At 44.1% G+C, this 13,850-nt stretch carries 11 protein-coding genes and 1 pseudogene; 6 read left to right on the top strand and 6 right to left on the bottom strand.

From position 1 onward, the window contains the following. Window positions 1-9 precede the first annotated feature (9 nt). From ACINWC323_RS02390 to msrB, 4 genes are all read right to left on the bottom strand, one after another. Window positions 10-633, bottom strand: a complete 624-nt coding sequence (locus ACINWC323_RS02390; RefSeq protein ID WP_009515268.1) for a LysE family translocator — start codon at window positions 631-633, stop codon at window positions 10-12. A 72-nt stretch (window positions 634-705) separates the two neighbouring features. Further along, a complete protein-coding gene (locus ACINWC323_RS02395) occupies window positions 706-1,509 on the bottom strand; it encodes a helix-turn-helix transcriptional regulator (RefSeq protein ID WP_009515273.1) in 804 nt (267 codons plus the stop codon). Window positions 1,510-1,575: 66 nt separating this feature from the next. Then, window positions 1,576-2,064 (bottom strand): glutathione peroxidase, encoded by a 489-nt coding sequence (locus ACINWC323_RS02400; RefSeq protein ID WP_005229853.1) that lies wholly within the window; start codon window positions 2,062-2,064, stop codon window positions 1,576-1,578. Then, window positions 2,061-2,480, bottom strand: coding sequence for a peptide-methionine (R)-S-oxide reductase MsrB (msrB, locus tag ACINWC323_RS02405; RefSeq protein WP_005285097.1), 420 nt, complete (start codon window positions 2,478-2,480; stop codon window positions 2,061-2,063). Before msrB ends, ACINWC323_RS02400 begins: the two co-directional genes overlap by 4 nt. A 241-nt stretch (window positions 2,481-2,721) precedes the next feature. On the opposite strand from msrB, the gene ACINWC323_RS02410 reads away from it, so the two are divergent. Beyond that, complete coding sequence (locus ACINWC323_RS02410; RefSeq protein WP_009515253.1) at window positions 2,722-4,152, top strand: pyridoxal phosphate-dependent aminotransferase; 1,431 nt, start codon at window positions 2,722-2,724, stop codon at window positions 4,150-4,152. A 41-nt stretch (window positions 4,153-4,193) separates the two neighbouring features. On the opposite strand, the gene ACINWC323_RS02415 is transcribed toward ACINWC323_RS02410, so the two are convergent. After that, window positions 4,194-5,096: a tetratricopeptide repeat protein gene (locus tag ACINWC323_RS02415; protein ID WP_009515279.1), complete on the bottom strand. Its 903-nt coding sequence runs from the start codon at window positions 5,094-5,096 to the stop codon at window positions 4,194-4,196. Window positions 5,097-5,311: 215 nt separating this feature from the next. Between ACINWC323_RS02415 and dnaE the strand changes: the two genes are divergently transcribed. The 5 genes from dnaE to ACINWC323_RS02440 all read left to right on the top strand — a co-directional run bounded on the left by dnaE (window position 5,312) and on the right by ACINWC323_RS02440 (window position 13,694). Beyond that, window positions 5,312-8,875: a DNA polymerase III subunit alpha gene (gene dnaE, locus ACINWC323_RS02420; protein ID WP_009515296.1), complete on the top strand. Its 3,564-nt coding sequence runs from the start codon at window positions 5,312-5,314 to the stop codon at window positions 8,873-8,875. Window positions 8,876-8,888: 13 nt separating this feature from the next. Next, window positions 8,889-9,728 carry an RNA methyltransferase gene (locus ACINWC323_RS02425; RefSeq protein ID WP_009515269.1) on the top strand — a complete coding sequence of 280 codons (840 nt, stop codon included), beginning with the start codon at window positions 8,889-8,891 and terminating at the stop codon, window positions 9,726-9,728. Continuing rightward, window positions 9,721-10,533 carry a serine O-acetyltransferase gene (gene cysE / locus ACINWC323_RS02430; RefSeq protein WP_005229844.1) on the top strand — a complete coding sequence of 271 codons (813 nt, stop codon included), beginning with the start codon at window positions 9,721-9,723 and terminating at the stop codon, window positions 10,531-10,533. Before ACINWC323_RS02425 ends, cysE begins: the two co-directional genes overlap by 8 nt. Before the next feature lie 112 nt (window positions 10,534-10,645). Beyond that, a complete protein-coding gene (locus ACINWC323_RS02435; protein ID WP_009515275.1) occupies window positions 10,646-11,545 on the top strand; it encodes an ABUW_2363 family tetratricopeptide repeat lipoprotein in 900 nt (299 codons plus the stop codon). 124 nt (window positions 11,546-11,669) lie between these two features. Next, window positions 11,670-13,694 carry an esterase/lipase family protein gene (locus ACINWC323_RS02440; protein WP_009515270.1) on the top strand — a complete coding sequence of 675 codons (2,025 nt, stop codon included), beginning with the start codon at window positions 11,670-11,672 and terminating at the stop codon, window positions 13,692-13,694. A gap of 49 nt (window positions 13,695-13,743) precedes the next feature. Here the strand turns inward: ACINWC323_RS02440 and ACINWC323_RS20100 are convergent. Then, window positions 13,744-13,850: pseudogene (locus ACINWC323_RS20100) on the bottom strand (FAD-dependent oxidoreductase); the annotation flags it as partial.

Genomic DNA, 13,850 nt, shown 5'->3' with positions numbered 1-13,850 from the left:
TTTTTATGTTCAGGATAATATCAGTGCCAGCATAAAAAAGATAAAGCTACAGCCCGCCAGATAATACAAATAATGCATCTGCTGATTTAACCATGACAGATACATGGTTGCGCTCATCAATTTAACCATCGCCAGATTCCAGATCAGCACCACGCCCACCATCCAGCCACAGACCAGAATATTTTGCATTACATTGTATTGAGGATAGATCAGGATCACCAACACCGAATAAAACATCAGGTTCTTGGGATTGAGCAGACTCGAACCCAAACCCAGTAAAAAGTGCCTGAACGGTGCCTGTTCTGTTGACCCGGCATCATGTTCCGGTTCGGCTTTAGTCAATATCTGTGCAGAACGTGCAGCACGAAAACATTGAACTGCCAGATAAGCAAAATAAAGCACACCCAACCATTTCATGACGACCAGTAGTTCGGTATTGACTTTGCCCAGCAAGAACAGACTGCTATAAGTCACCAGCAGAATAATGGCATTCCCCAATGCAATCCCCATACACGTCAAGCGTGCTGCCTTTATTTGGCTTTGCATCAAGGTTTTTAAAATTAAGAAGAAATCAGCCCCAGGCGTCAGCAAAGCAATAAAATGCGTCACAACAATCGTTAAAAAAAGCTCCATAGCCTCTCTCCAGATGAAGGAGAGCCAGCTTAAAAAAGCTTAAAGCTTTATTCTTGTACAAAATTGCGAGCACTAAGATTTTTTAGCATATTGTTTTGGGGTTACCCCCGTATATTGTTTAAATACACGATGGAAATGACTTTGGTCAGTAAACGCTAACTCATATGCCAGCTGGGCCAGATCACAGCCCTGACGCAAACGTAAACGTGCCTGATTGATCTTTTGATTTAATTGATAAGCATGTGGGGTTAAACCCAAATACTGTTTAAACAGCCGAATTAACGCATAACGGCTGATCTGTAATTTTTCAGCCAGTTGCTGGAGCGATAAATCCTCAATATCACTCGCCAGACACTCGATCAAACGGGGTAAATACGACTGAAAATAACCTACCTCCCCAATATTTTCCCAATGAAAATTCGGTATGAGCATTTCGGTTAAGGTGTTAATCAAATATTGTTCTTTTTCCAAGCGTGAAATCTGAGGATCAAATAACAACTGATTTAATGCAGTAAATGCAGTGTAAAGATGGAGGTCATGGAGAATCGTGGGTCTTAATTGCGGCACATAGGAGGTGTTTAAATCCAAATGCAGATTCATTTCCTGTTGAAGCTCATCAAGCAGCCCAGCGAACCATGTTGCATCAAGATGCATCATCTGGTAACTCCAGACCTGTTGCGGTAAAGGATTACAAGCATGCTCTACATGGGCTGGAATAACCACGATGCTACCCGCCTGAATCAACTGTTCAGAAGCAAAGGAACTGGAAAAATGACTCCGCCCCGCATCAACAGCCCCGATTGAAAAGGTAGGATGGCTATGCGATTTATAACAGATCCGGCTTTGACATGCCCTACGTGTTTCAACGTACGGCATGTCAGGATGGCTCCAAAACTCAACGCTTGAGTTCAAAATAACTTATACCTTTAACCGGTATCCCGATCATTTCTGCGCTAAAGCTTTTTCAATATCTGCTTCTAAGGCCTCTGGTTTAGTAGTTGGGGCATAACGCTCCAACACCTCACCATTACGGCCAACCAGAAACTTGGTGAAATTCCATTTGATATTACGACTACCCAAAAGCCCTTTTGCCTCACGGGTTAAATAACGGAAAATCACATGGGCTTCAGGTCCTTTAACATCTACCTTGGCAAACATGGGAAAACTGACACCATAATTACGCTGGCAAAAGGTCCCGATTTCTTTATTGGTGCCCGGGTCCTGTCCTCCAAACTGATTGCAAGGAAATCCTAATACTTCAAGTCCCTGAGATTTATATTTTTCATAAAGTTTTTCTAATCCGGCAAACTGCGGGGTAAAGCCACACTTACTTGCAGTATTTACAATCAGCATGACCTTGCCTTTATAATCAGCGAGCGCTTTTGTTTCTCCCTCTAACAACTCAGCTTCAAACTGATAAATGTTACTCATGGATAAGTTTCCTCGTCATTCTTCTCATCTGTTTTAAGTTGTAATGATGCCGAATTCACGCAATAACGCAGTCCTGTCGGCTGTGGGCCATCCTCAAACACATGGCCCAAATGTGCATCGCAATCATGGCAGACAATTTCTGTTCTGACCATACCATGCGATAAATCTTCATGTTCTTCTATTGCAACACTATCAATCGGCTTAAAGAAGCTTGGCCAGCCACAGCCGCTATCGTATTTTGTATCGGAAGAAAACAATTCCGCACCACAACAACGACACACATAGGTACCCTGTTGCTTGTTATTCCAATATTGTCCTGTAAATGCGGGTTCTGTGCCTTTTTGACGGGTGATGCGATATTCCTCTGCGGATAACTCTCTTTGCCATTCTCGGTCTGTTTTATTCACTTTTCCCATAACCTGCACCTTTTATTCTGATGTTAAAAATATCTTGATGATCAGATTTTATATTTACGCCATTCGCAAAAAAAACTCTAGTCTCAGATCGTATAATTTGTTGAAGTTTAAGCATCTAAACCTAAAAATAGCAAAAAGAAAGCAAATTAAATTTTAATAGTAAGCAAATTTTAACAATATTGTCTTTTGCGTGAGCAAATATAGTGATATTCTTGTTTCGCACGGTTGTATAGGACAAGAAATGTCTCAGAAGAAAAGTGTGGTGTTCCAGAACTTATTGCCAACCATCAGACAATATCAACAATCGGGTTTTACCCATGAAAAGATTGTTGAATTGCTGAGAGATCAGCATGATCTTAATCTGGTCACAGTGGAAACCTTTAAAAGTTATTTATACCGATATGCAAAAGTGAATCCTGCTATGTCTAAAAGTACAGTTGTTCCCCAGTCTCATCCATCAAGCCGAGAAATTAAAAAATCATCTAAGCTTGAGCATGTTTGTTATGACATCCGTGGACCTGTACTACGAGCCGCCAATGAAATGGAAGAGCAAGGACACAAGATTATCAAACTGAATATCGGTAATCCTGCCCCGTTTGGCTTTGAAGCCCCTCAAGAAATTATTAATGATGTCGCTTTAAACCTGCCGAATGCGATTGGCTACACTGATTCAAAGGGGATCTTCCCTGCACGTAAAGCCATCTGCCAGTACTACCAGCAGAAAGGCATCTTCGATATGCATGTGAATGATGTCTATGTCGGCAACGGCGTGTCTGAACTGATCGTGATGGCCATGCAAGGTCTGCTGGACGATGGCGATGAAATGCTGGTACCGATGCCCGACTATCCGTTATGGACAGCAGCGGTAAATCTTTCTGGCGGTACCGCAGTTCATTATAAATGTGATTCGGAGAACTACTGGTATCCAGATATCACGGATATGGAAAGCAAAATCACGCCAAATACCCGTGGTATCGTGATTATTAACCCGAACAACCCGACAGGTTCTGTTTATCCACGCCATGTGTTAGAGCAAATTGTGGCATTGGCGAAAAAGCACGACCTAATTTTATTTGCTGATGAAATCTACGACAAAATCGTATATGACGGCATTGAACATGTCGCTGTCGCAGCATTGGCTGGCGACCAGTTGTGTATTTCATTCAATGGCTTGTCCAAAGCCTACCGGATTGCCGGTTATCGCGCGGGCTGGATGGCAATTACAGGCAATAAAGCACGTGCTGCAGACTATATCGAAGGTCTGGATATGCTGGCTTCAATGCGCTTATGTGCCAACCACCAAGCACAATATGCAATTCAAACAGCCTTAGGCGGTTATCAGTCGATTAATGACCTGATTCGCCCGGGTGGGCGTTTATATGAGCAGCGAAATATTGCTTGGGAAATGCTGAATGAAATTCCCGGCCTCAGCTGTGTGAAGCCTGATGGCGCAATGTACTGCTTCCCTAAACTTGATCCAGCGGTTTATCCAGTTGAAGATGACGAAAAACTGATGCTGGATCTGCTAAAAGCTGAAAAGGTATTATTGGTACAAGGCACCGGCTTTAACTGGCCAACACCTGACCACTTCCGTGTGGTATTCCTGCCTGCGGAAAATGAGCTGCGCGAAGCGATCAATCGCCTCGGTCGCTTCCTAGCAAAAATGCGTTAATAAAAAAATCCCCCTCTCAGTAAAGGGGGATTTTTTTATATTTATTCCGATGCATTGTTCTCGCTTTGAGCTTCCCGCCATATCCTTTCATATTCTTGCGATTTTTTCAGGTTTTTGGCCAGACCGAAACCACCAGTTTTGTATAGACGCGCAAGTCCCTGCCAGCCTTCCTCATTATCCTGCTCTAAGGCACGTTCATAAAACTCGGCTGCCTTTTTATAGTTTTTAATGGTTCCTTCACCATACTCATGCATCAGTCCTGCACTAAAAGAAGCAAGACCGGATGCCTCAGAAGCCAAGCTAAATAACCGCAAAGCCTCTTTATTATCTTTCTCGACGCCTCCTGTCCCTTCAATATAAAAAAAGGCCAAGGCATTCATTGCTGTAGCATCGCCTTGCTGAGCAGCCAACTGTAAATAGTGTCTTGCCTTCCCAAGATCTTGCGGCAGACCTTTCAGCCCTGCCTCATACATACGCCCTACCGTCGTCTGAGCCACATCAAATCCGGCATCTGCAGCTCGCGTAATCCATTCCACGCCCTTTTTAAGGTTGGTTACCACCCCGTCTTCATCAGAAAGATAAAGATAACCCAAACTATATTGAGCTCGTAATTGCCCTTTTTCTGCAGCTTGGGCATACCATTTCATGGCAGTCAGGTTATCTTCTTCAATACCCTCTCCCAGATCATACATATAACCGACCTGGTACATTGCATCCGCATTTCCTTGTGCAGCAGCTCTTTTAAACCACGTCAAGGCTTCATCATAATTCCATTCTAAGCCTTCAGCAAAATAATAGGCTTTGGCCAGCTCATATTGCGCATTCACATCACCAGACTGAGCCTGTACCATTAAAGCTTGTCGGGCTGGCGCGTCATCGGCATAAGATAAATTTACCCAACTGCTGGTCAACAATATTGCAAGCACAATATTTTTAAATCTCATTATCTAACTCATATTGCTATATTTTTATGCGATCACATTCTAGCGATAAAACCAATGATGTAAATCGATATTGATATATGTAAGGAAATCAAAAACTAATTTTTATCTTTTCAGCGAAATAATAAAGCAAAGATACGGTTTGCCAAAATATTAAGCATGCCATTTTCGGTTTGCATGCTAAACTATGCGTTGGTTTGAAAAAGGATAGTCCTTCTATGCGGTTTGTTCATCTCGGTATCCATACAGAATTCTCGATCACGGAATCGATTGTTCGCATACCTGATTTGGTCAAGGCTGCCGTAAAAGATGAGATGCCTGCGCTGGCACTCACAGACTTATCCAACCTGCATGCCGCAGTAAAATTTTATGAAGCCTGCCTAAAAAAAGGTATTAAACCGGTTTTAGGCAGTGTCATTCGCCTCAACGATGCCGAACATCGCGCTACCCTACTGGCCATGAGCAATACCGGCTGGCGTAACCTGACTGAAATTGTGTCTCGCGGTTTTATCGAAGGCCAACAGTTAAGTATTCCATGCGTACAAAAAGAGTGGATACTTGAACAGGCTGAAGACTTGATTGTCATGCTGGGTCAACATAGCGATGTGGGCAAAATGCTCTGCTCTTCCAATCCACAAAAAGCCGAACCTTTACTGGAAGCATGGATTGAGAAGTTTGGTAATCGCGTCTATCTGGCCTTAACCCGTACTGAACGTGTCGGTGAAGAAGATTTTATTCAGCAAGCGGTCAAACTCGCTGCCAAATATCAGATTGGTGTTGTTGCCCATAACGATGTTCACTTTGTTGAACAAATAGATTTTGACGCGCATGAAGCGCGTGTCTGTATTGCGGATGGTTATGTCCTTGGCGATACTAAACGCCCCAAAAACTATAGCCCTGAACAATATTTTAAAACGGGCGAACAAATGTCTGAGCTGTTTTTAGACATTCCGAGTGCGATTGAAAATACTTACCATATTGCAAGACGTTGTAATGTCGCTTTACAGCTCGGGACTTATTTCTTACCTGATTTCCCGATTCCAGATGGCTATACCATCGACACCTATTTCGAGCATTTGTCTCGTGAAGGTTTAGAAGAACGTTTAAATGTACTTTATCCGGTTGCTGAACGTGACGAAGACTGGGCTGAGATTCGCAAACCGTATGATGAGCGAATCAAATATGAAGTCGACATTATTCTCAAGATGGGATTCCCGGGTTACTTCCTGATCGTCATGGACTTCATTCAATGGGCCAAAAATAATGGCGTGCCTGTCGGTCCGGGCCGTGGTTCAGGTGCAGGCTCACTGGTGGCCTATAGCTTAAAAATTACCGATCTTGACCCACTCCGTTATGACCTGCTGTTTGAACGTTTCTTAAATCCGGAACGTGTCTCGATGCCCGACTTTGACGTCGATTTCTGTATTGCAGGCCGTGACCGTGTAATTGAATACGTGGCACAAAATTATGGTCGTCAAGCGGTTTCACAGATTGCCACCTTCGGTACCATGGCGGCAAAAGGTGCGATCCGGGATGTCGCTCGTGTCTTGGGTAAATCTTATGGTCTGGCTGACCGTATTTCCAAAATGGTACCGACCAAGCCACTGGGTGTTGATCTGGCCACTGCGATTGATATGGAACCGCAGCTCAAGGATATCGTCACCAACCCGTCCAATCCGGACAACGATGATGCTGCTGAAATCTGGGAAATGGCACTCAAGCTGGAAGGGATTACACGTAATACTGGTAAACATGCCGGCGGTGTGGTCATTGCACCGGGTAAAATTACCGATTACTCGGCAGTATTGTGTGATCCTGATGGGACCAACCGTGTTGCACAATATGATAAGGACGATGTTGAAGCCGCAGGTCTGGTTAAGTTCGACTTTTTGGGCTTACGTAACCTGACGGTCATTGAAGATGCGGTTCAGAATATCAATAAACGGATCAAATCCGAGATCCCCCTGAACATTTCCAATGTCCCTTTAGACGACAAAGATGCTTATCTGGTGTTTGCTGAAGCAAATACCACAGCGGTATTCCAGTTTGAATCCGTCGGCATGAAAAAGATGTTGAAGGAAGCACGACCAAGCAAATTTGAAGAAATTATCGCCTTCGTTTCCTTGTATCGTCCGGGTCCGATGGACCTGATTCCCGACTTTATCCATCGTATGCATGGCGGAGAATTCGAGTATCTTCATCCGCTACTTGAAGGCGTGCTGGAACCGACCTACGGGATTATGGTTTATCAGGAACAGGTAATGCAGGCTGCACAGTTCTGTGCAGGCTATACCCTTGGTGGCGCAGACTTACTTCGTCGTGCCATGGGTAAAAAGAAACCTGAAGAAATGGTCAAACAGCGCCAGATCTTTATTGAAGGTGCTGCGAAAAAAGATATTGATGAAGCCACCGCCAACCATATCTTTGACTATATGGAAAAGTTCGCAGGCTATGGTTTTAACAAATCGCATGCCGCAGCCTATGCTCTGGTTGCCTACCACACCGCCTGGTTAAAAGCACATTATCCTGCTGAATTTATGGCGGCGGTTTTATCTTCGGAAATGCAGAATACCGACAGTATCGTGTTCCTGATTGATGACTGCCGTAATAATAAACTGGAAGTACTGCCACCTTCAGTGAATATGTCTTTGTATCATTTCCATGCCAGCGATGAAGCCACCATTGTGTATGGTCTGGGTGCCATTAAAGGTGTCGGTGAGCAGGCCATGCAATCGGTCATCGACTCACGCATCAACGAAGGTCCGTATAAGGATTTATTCGACTTCTGTCATCGTATTGATCTGAAAAAAATCAATAAACGGACCTTAGAAGCTCTGATTCGTGCCGGTGCGCTGGATTGTCTCGGCATTGAACGTTCCAGTTTGATGGCACAATTGCCAGAAGCCGTACAGGCAGCCGAGCAAGCACGTAGTAACCGTGAAACAGGGATTATGGACCTGTTTGGTGAAGTCGAAGAAGTTCAACGCAAACCGGCCAAACCAGTAAAACCTTGGTCAGATGAAGTTCGCCTGAAAGGTGAAAAAGATACGCTTGGACTTTATCTCACAGGTCACCCGATTGATGTCTATCGCCCGGAATTGAAATCATTTATTTCTGCAAAACTGAATGAACTGACCCCGACCCGTCGCGGTGTAACCACTGTTTTTGCAGGTTTAGTGGTCGATATTGCCAACTTCCCAAACCGGATTATGATCACACTGGATGATGGTACAGCCCGTGTCGAAATCAGTTGCAACCATGAGCGTTTCCAGCGCTATAAAGAGGTGGTTCGCTTAGAACAAGTGGTGGTGGTTGAAGGTGAAATCTACGAACGTGAAGGTTTTGACCGACCAATGGCACGCTTAAGCAAGGCATTCAGTCTAAATGAAATTCGCCAGAAACGTGCCCAAAGCATTCAGGTTCGTCTGGCTCAAGAGCTGATGAGCAAAACGCTGGCGAAAGATTTGCAGGCCATTCTTCTACCTTATTGTAATGTGGATATGTGCCAGCATATCGGACTGCACATCCAGCTTGACCAGAGTTTTGCAACTGCCGAGCTACAACTTGGCCCGCAATGGAAAGTTGCACCACTGGATGAGCTGCTCAGCAAGTTGCGGGATTATTTCGGTAAAGAAGCCATTGCGATCGAATATCAGGTGAAATCTAAAGCGGCCAGAGTGGCTGAAGCGCCTAAAGTGGCAAACATCGCACCGCCGCCGGATAATATGTCAATGGATGAAGCGCTTGATCTCTATCAGGCAGAAGTCTCTCAATACTCTTAATTCTGGATAATATATGAACCAGTTTGACTCAAATAACGTGTCCAAACATTTGGATCATGTCCGTATTGTCATGGTCAATACCACCCTACCCGCCAATATTGGTAGTGCATTACGTGCAATGAAAACCATGGGCTTATCCAAGCTGGTACTGGTTGCACCGAAAACCTATCCGCATCCCGATATTGATGCTTTGGCAGCGGGTGCACAGGATTTGATTGCACAAATTGAAATTGTTGAGACTTTAGAACAGGCCATTCAGGATTGTCATATTGTCTTCGGCACCAGTGCCCGTAGTCGTACTATTCCATGGCCCTTGCTTGATGTTCGGCCTGCGGCAAAAGAGGCCTTACAGGCGGCTAGCAAAGCACAACATATTGCCATCGTGTTTGGTCGTGAAGATCGAGGCCTGACCAACGAAGAACTGGCCTTGGCCAATTACCACTTAACCATTCCGGTCAATCCTGAGTATGGGGTGCTGAATGTCGCACAAGCCATTCAGGTGGTCTGTTATGAATTGAGAATGGCTGCGCTTGAACAAAATACCCAGACTGAAGATACGCCAAGCGATCACATGCAACTGAAACAACAGCAAAGCATGGAATGGGATGAACCGCTGGTGACACAGCAACAGATGGAAGAATTCTACCCTCATCTGGAAAAAATGCTGACTGAAATCGAGTTTTTGGACCCGAATAATCCGCGTTTATTGCCATTACGCTTGCGTCGTTTATTTGGCAGGATACAATTAGATCGTATGGAGTATCATTTATTACGCGGCATCTTCAGTCGCGTTCAGGCACTGGCCAATGGTTCATGGAAAAAGACAAACACGGAGGATCGTTCAAATGATTAAACAGCTTAAAGAAGATATCGAGGCTGTGTTTGCGCGTGATCCTGCGGCTCGAAACACGCTGGAAGTGCTAACCACCTATCCAGGTATCCATGCGCTGATCATGCATCGTATGGCACATGAATTGTGGAAAAAAGAATATAAGGGTACGGCTCGCCTGCTTTCTTCATTTAGTCGCTTTGCTACTGGTATTGAAATTCATCCGGGTGCAAAAATTGGCAAACGTTTCTTTATCGATCACGGCATGGGTGTGGTGATTGGTGAAACCGCTGAAATTGGTAATGATGTCACGCTTTATCATGGTGTGACCTTAGGCGGCACCACCTGGAATAAAGGCAAACGCCATCCGACGCTGGAAGATGGTGTGGTGGTAGGTGCTGGCGCAAAAATTCTGGGACCGTTTACCGTGCATAAAGGTGCCAAAGTCGGTTCAAATGCTGTCGTAACGAAAGAAGTACCTGAAAATGTGACTGCGGTTGGTAACCCTGCCCGATATATCTTCAAAGATAAAAGTCAGGTTGAACAGGATGAAGTCAGTCGCCGTGACTATGCTGAAAGTATTGGCTTCCAGCCTTATGCCACCACTCAGGATCAGTCTGATCCTATTTTAGAAGGTATTCGTGTCCTTCTGGACCGTATGCAAAAAAATGAAAAGCGGATGAATGTGCTGTGTCAGCGCCTGTCGGAACTGGATCCGAGTTTCGCTCCGCAAAGTTCTAAAAATCAACCATTGAGTAAAGAAGAATTGAAAATTATTGAAGAAGTTAGACGTGAGTGCGAAGCACAGAACAAAACTTCGGCAACATAAGCAGATATATAAGAAATGTAACAAGCTTATCATTGCAAGTTGGTTTTGCTTTTCCTAGACTGGTGAAACCAACGATCTACTTCTCATTTAACTAAAATTAATGGATGTAAGCATGAATTTTAAGCCTTTGGCATTACTTGTACTTTCAACTTCTTTTTTAACCGCTTGTGGCATCGCCCCTGTCAAAAAAGATAAAGCTTCTGAGCCATTTGTATTCAAAGAGCCAGAACCAACCGCACCGTTCTATGCTTTAAATCCAATCAAATATGATGCGCCGCCAAGCTTTGAAGTTGCACTTAAAGATGCTGCAGCCCAGCCTGTGACTAAAATGGTGGTGTCATTACAGAATGACCCGTCAAAAACAACCACATTAGATATCAATAAACTGATCGTTCCGACCATCGACAGCAAACAACGTAATGTTAAATATGCGGTTCTTGCTGGTGAAAACGAAGTCGACGTGACCGAGATTGATGACTTCTTACAACTGGTTGAAGGTAAAGCGCGTCACTATCCACCTCGCTTCCCTGACCGTCAAGAACGCAAGGGCTATGAAGCCAAGTTAAAAGAAACCACACAAAAACTGGATGCTTTGGCAGAAAAACCAAATGCGTCTATTGATGTTCTGACACGTGCCTTTAAAGCAAGTGTAATGGCACGTAATATGGATTTGGGTACCGCTTATACCACCAAATCATTGAACTATGCGCAACGTATTCTGGCAATGAACCCGAATGATGCTGAAACAAACTTCTGGTTCGGTTTTGGCCTGTCTGAAGGTGGCGGTCAACGTGAAGCGATTCCTTATTTAGATAAGGCGATGAAAGGCGGTGTTCAGGAAGCTTATCTTTCTGCTGCCAACAATTATCTCTGGTTAGAGCAAAAGAAAAATGCGCTTCAAACCTTAAAGAACTACAAAATCAATTACCCAGATGAAGCTGAAGTCACTGATCGTCTGATCAAGGAAGTTGAATCTGGAAAACGCTGGAATGTGTGGCAAGTATTGAACTAATTACTCGCTCATGCTGTAGTGAAAAATAGACTGTCGTGTACAGTCTATTTTTTTATGGATGATTGAAAAAACATTCGATTTTCGTATTATAGCTACCATCTCCCAGCCAACTTGCTGATTTATAATGCTAGCATTTACCCCGAATCAACGTTTATTTGCGATTAGCCTACTCAGTGCGATGGTAATGAGTGGCTGCCAAGTTGTCAGTCTGAAACAGCAAGACCTGAATGTCACGATTGCGAACGAGCGTAATAGTATTCTGACCCAGAAGAAATTGAGCGAAGCCAGTCTCAATGTGTTGTCAATGTCAGGCAAAGAAGCAAAAGTATGCATGCAGACACCAGATGAATGTATTGCAGATCTGCATAAAATTCCGCAGATTCAGGATGAGCAGCTGTTATCGACTTCCAGTGAATTATACCTTTCCAAAGCCATGAGTTTGTCTGACTCGTCTGAATGTAAAGTCAGCAAGCTCAGCAAACATAAGGACGAAGAACAACAAAAAACAATTCAGAAAACCTATGAACAGTGTCTGGATCAAGAGCTTGAAGCCCTCGATAAGAGCATTCGTTATAGTTATGCTTATTTATTTAAAACCGCTCGTCAGCCGCAAGAGCGTATTTTCGATAACAGACAAGTTCAGATCCGGGATTTCTATAATCAGGCCTTGACCAAGCTGGTCAATGTCCATAGCTTAAGAAATCCGGCTAAAACCATTACCCCGACCATTAAAATTGGTAAAAGTACCTATACCATTGATATCCAGTCTTATCAGCGCTTGCAAAACATGCAGCTTGAGAAGTTTATTTCCAGCTATAACATGAACTTTTCCGGCTTAAGAGCGATTAACCGTCGGGATGGTTTCGGCTCGGATTTCGTTGCGGTATTCCCTTCATCAGAGAATGCTGCCCACGGAGACAATAAATATATTCTTGATCCGTTAAGCTTTGATTACCCCAATGGTGTTAACCCGAACATTCATAAAGCCCGTTATCTGGCTGCCACCATTATTGCTCAACCCAAGAATGCAGCTGCAACGATCAATGATGTTTTAAATAATCCAAACTTTGAAGTCAAAGTTTATGATCCCTATAGTGTCGAGAAAGTAAGTATTGCCGGAAAAGAATATTCACTGGCAGCCAATTTCTCTGCACCTTATGGTCTATGGTTAGCTGAAAATAATTTAGGCACTGCTGCCTACCTGACCCTGATTGACCGCGATCAGCATCTAACCATGCCGCATCTCTACATGCTTGAACCTTATAATCCAAACAAGAAAGTGATTGTACTGGTGCATGGTCTGGCCAGTAGTCCTGAAGCCTGGATTGCGGTGACTAACGATATTATGGGCGACCCTGTATTACGTGAGCATTATCAGGTCTGGCAAGTGTTCTACTCCACCAATATGCCGATTCTGGAAAGCCGTTTTCAAATCTATGCCCTGTTAAAGCAAGCCTTTGCTTCACTGAACCCGAAAGATGCAGCTGCACAGGATGCAGTTTTAATCGGTCATAGTATGGGTGGGATTATCAGCCGGCTTTTAGTGAGCAATGCGGATATTTCCAAAGAGGCTCTAACCATGATGAATAGCCGCCAGCAGGCACGTTTGCGCAAACACCCGGTGATTGGCGAGCGACTGAAAATGGAACCGATTGCCAATTTTGATCGTGCCATTTTCCTGGCCTCCCCGCATCGTGGTACAGATTATGCCGATCGCTGGTTTACCTTGGCAGCCCGAAAGATTATCAAGCTCCCTGCGACATTCTTGACCACTTTGGCAGATACACTTACCAGCGATGACATGGACCTTAAGGAGTTTGTCAAAACTCTGACCAATGACGTGATCCAGAATGGCCCAAGTGATCTGAGTAAAAAATCCAAATTTATGGAATTAACGGCCACCATTCCGCCAGAAAAAGGGCTGGTTTTCCATTCCATTATGGGAAATGTCACCAAAAGCAATGATCCAGAGGTTATCACCGATGGCATTGTGCCTTATAAAAGTGCCCATCTGGATGGTGCGGTATCGGAAAAGATTTTCACCGGCGGCCATTCCATTCAGGAAACACCTGAAGCCGTATTGGAACTTCGCCGTATTTTACGTGAACATCTGGTCGATCATGGCTTATATAAACCGACTAAAAACTAAACCCAATAAAAAAAGCCCCAAATCATTGGGGCTTTTTTTATCAGATTATTTAGTCACCTGAACGGATCATGTAATCAAAGGCAGACAGTGAGGCTTTGGCACCTTCACCAGTTGCAATGATAATTTGCTTGTACGGCACGGTGGTACAGTCACCTG

The sequence above is a fragment of the Acinetobacter sp. WC-323 genome, from assembly GCF_000314615.1.
In the GTDB taxonomy this organism is placed as follows: domain Bacteria; phylum Pseudomonadota; class Gammaproteobacteria; order Pseudomonadales; family Moraxellaceae; genus Acinetobacter; species Acinetobacter courvalinii.
Note: the sequence above shows the minus strand (reverse complement) of the source record. Positions and strands in the feature narration are given on the sequence as shown.

Excerpts from the sequence above, each read along its gene's own strand:
- ACINWC323_RS02390 (WP_009515268.1), bottom strand. The coding sequence starts at position 633 with ATGGAGCTTTTTTTAACGATTGTTGTGACGCATTTTATTGCTTTGCTG.
- ACINWC323_RS02395 (WP_009515273.1), bottom strand. The coding sequence starts at position 1,509 with ATGCCGTACGTTGAAACACGTAGGGCATGTCAAAGCCGGATCTGTTAT.
- ACINWC323_RS02400 (WP_005229853.1), bottom strand. The coding sequence starts at position 2,064 with ATGAGTAACATTTATCAGTTTGAAGCTGAGTTGTTAGAGGGAGAAACA.
- msrB (WP_005285097.1), bottom strand. The coding sequence starts at position 2,480 with ATGGGAAAAGTGAATAAAACAGACCGAGAATGGCAAAGAGAGTTATCC.
- ACINWC323_RS02410 (WP_009515253.1), top strand. The coding sequence starts at position 2,722 with ATGTCTCAGAAGAAAAGTGTGGTGTTCCAGAACTTATTGCCAACCATC.
- ACINWC323_RS02415 (WP_009515279.1), bottom strand. The coding sequence starts at position 5,096 with ATGAGATTTAAAAATATTGTGCTTGCAATATTGTTGACCAGCAGTTGG.
- dnaE (WP_009515296.1), top strand. The coding sequence starts at position 5,312 with ATGCGGTTTGTTCATCTCGGTATCCATACAGAATTCTCGATCACGGAA.
- ACINWC323_RS02425 (WP_009515269.1), top strand. The coding sequence starts at position 8,889 with ATGAACCAGTTTGACTCAAATAACGTGTCCAAACATTTGGATCATGTC.
- cysE (WP_005229844.1), top strand. The coding sequence starts at position 9,721 with ATGATTAAACAGCTTAAAGAAGATATCGAGGCTGTGTTTGCGCGTGAT.
- ACINWC323_RS02435 (WP_009515275.1), top strand. The coding sequence starts at position 10,646 with ATGAATTTTAAGCCTTTGGCATTACTTGTACTTTCAACTTCTTTTTTA.
- ACINWC323_RS02440 (WP_009515270.1), top strand. The coding sequence starts at position 11,670 with ATGCTAGCATTTACCCCGAATCAACGTTTATTTGCGATTAGCCTACTC.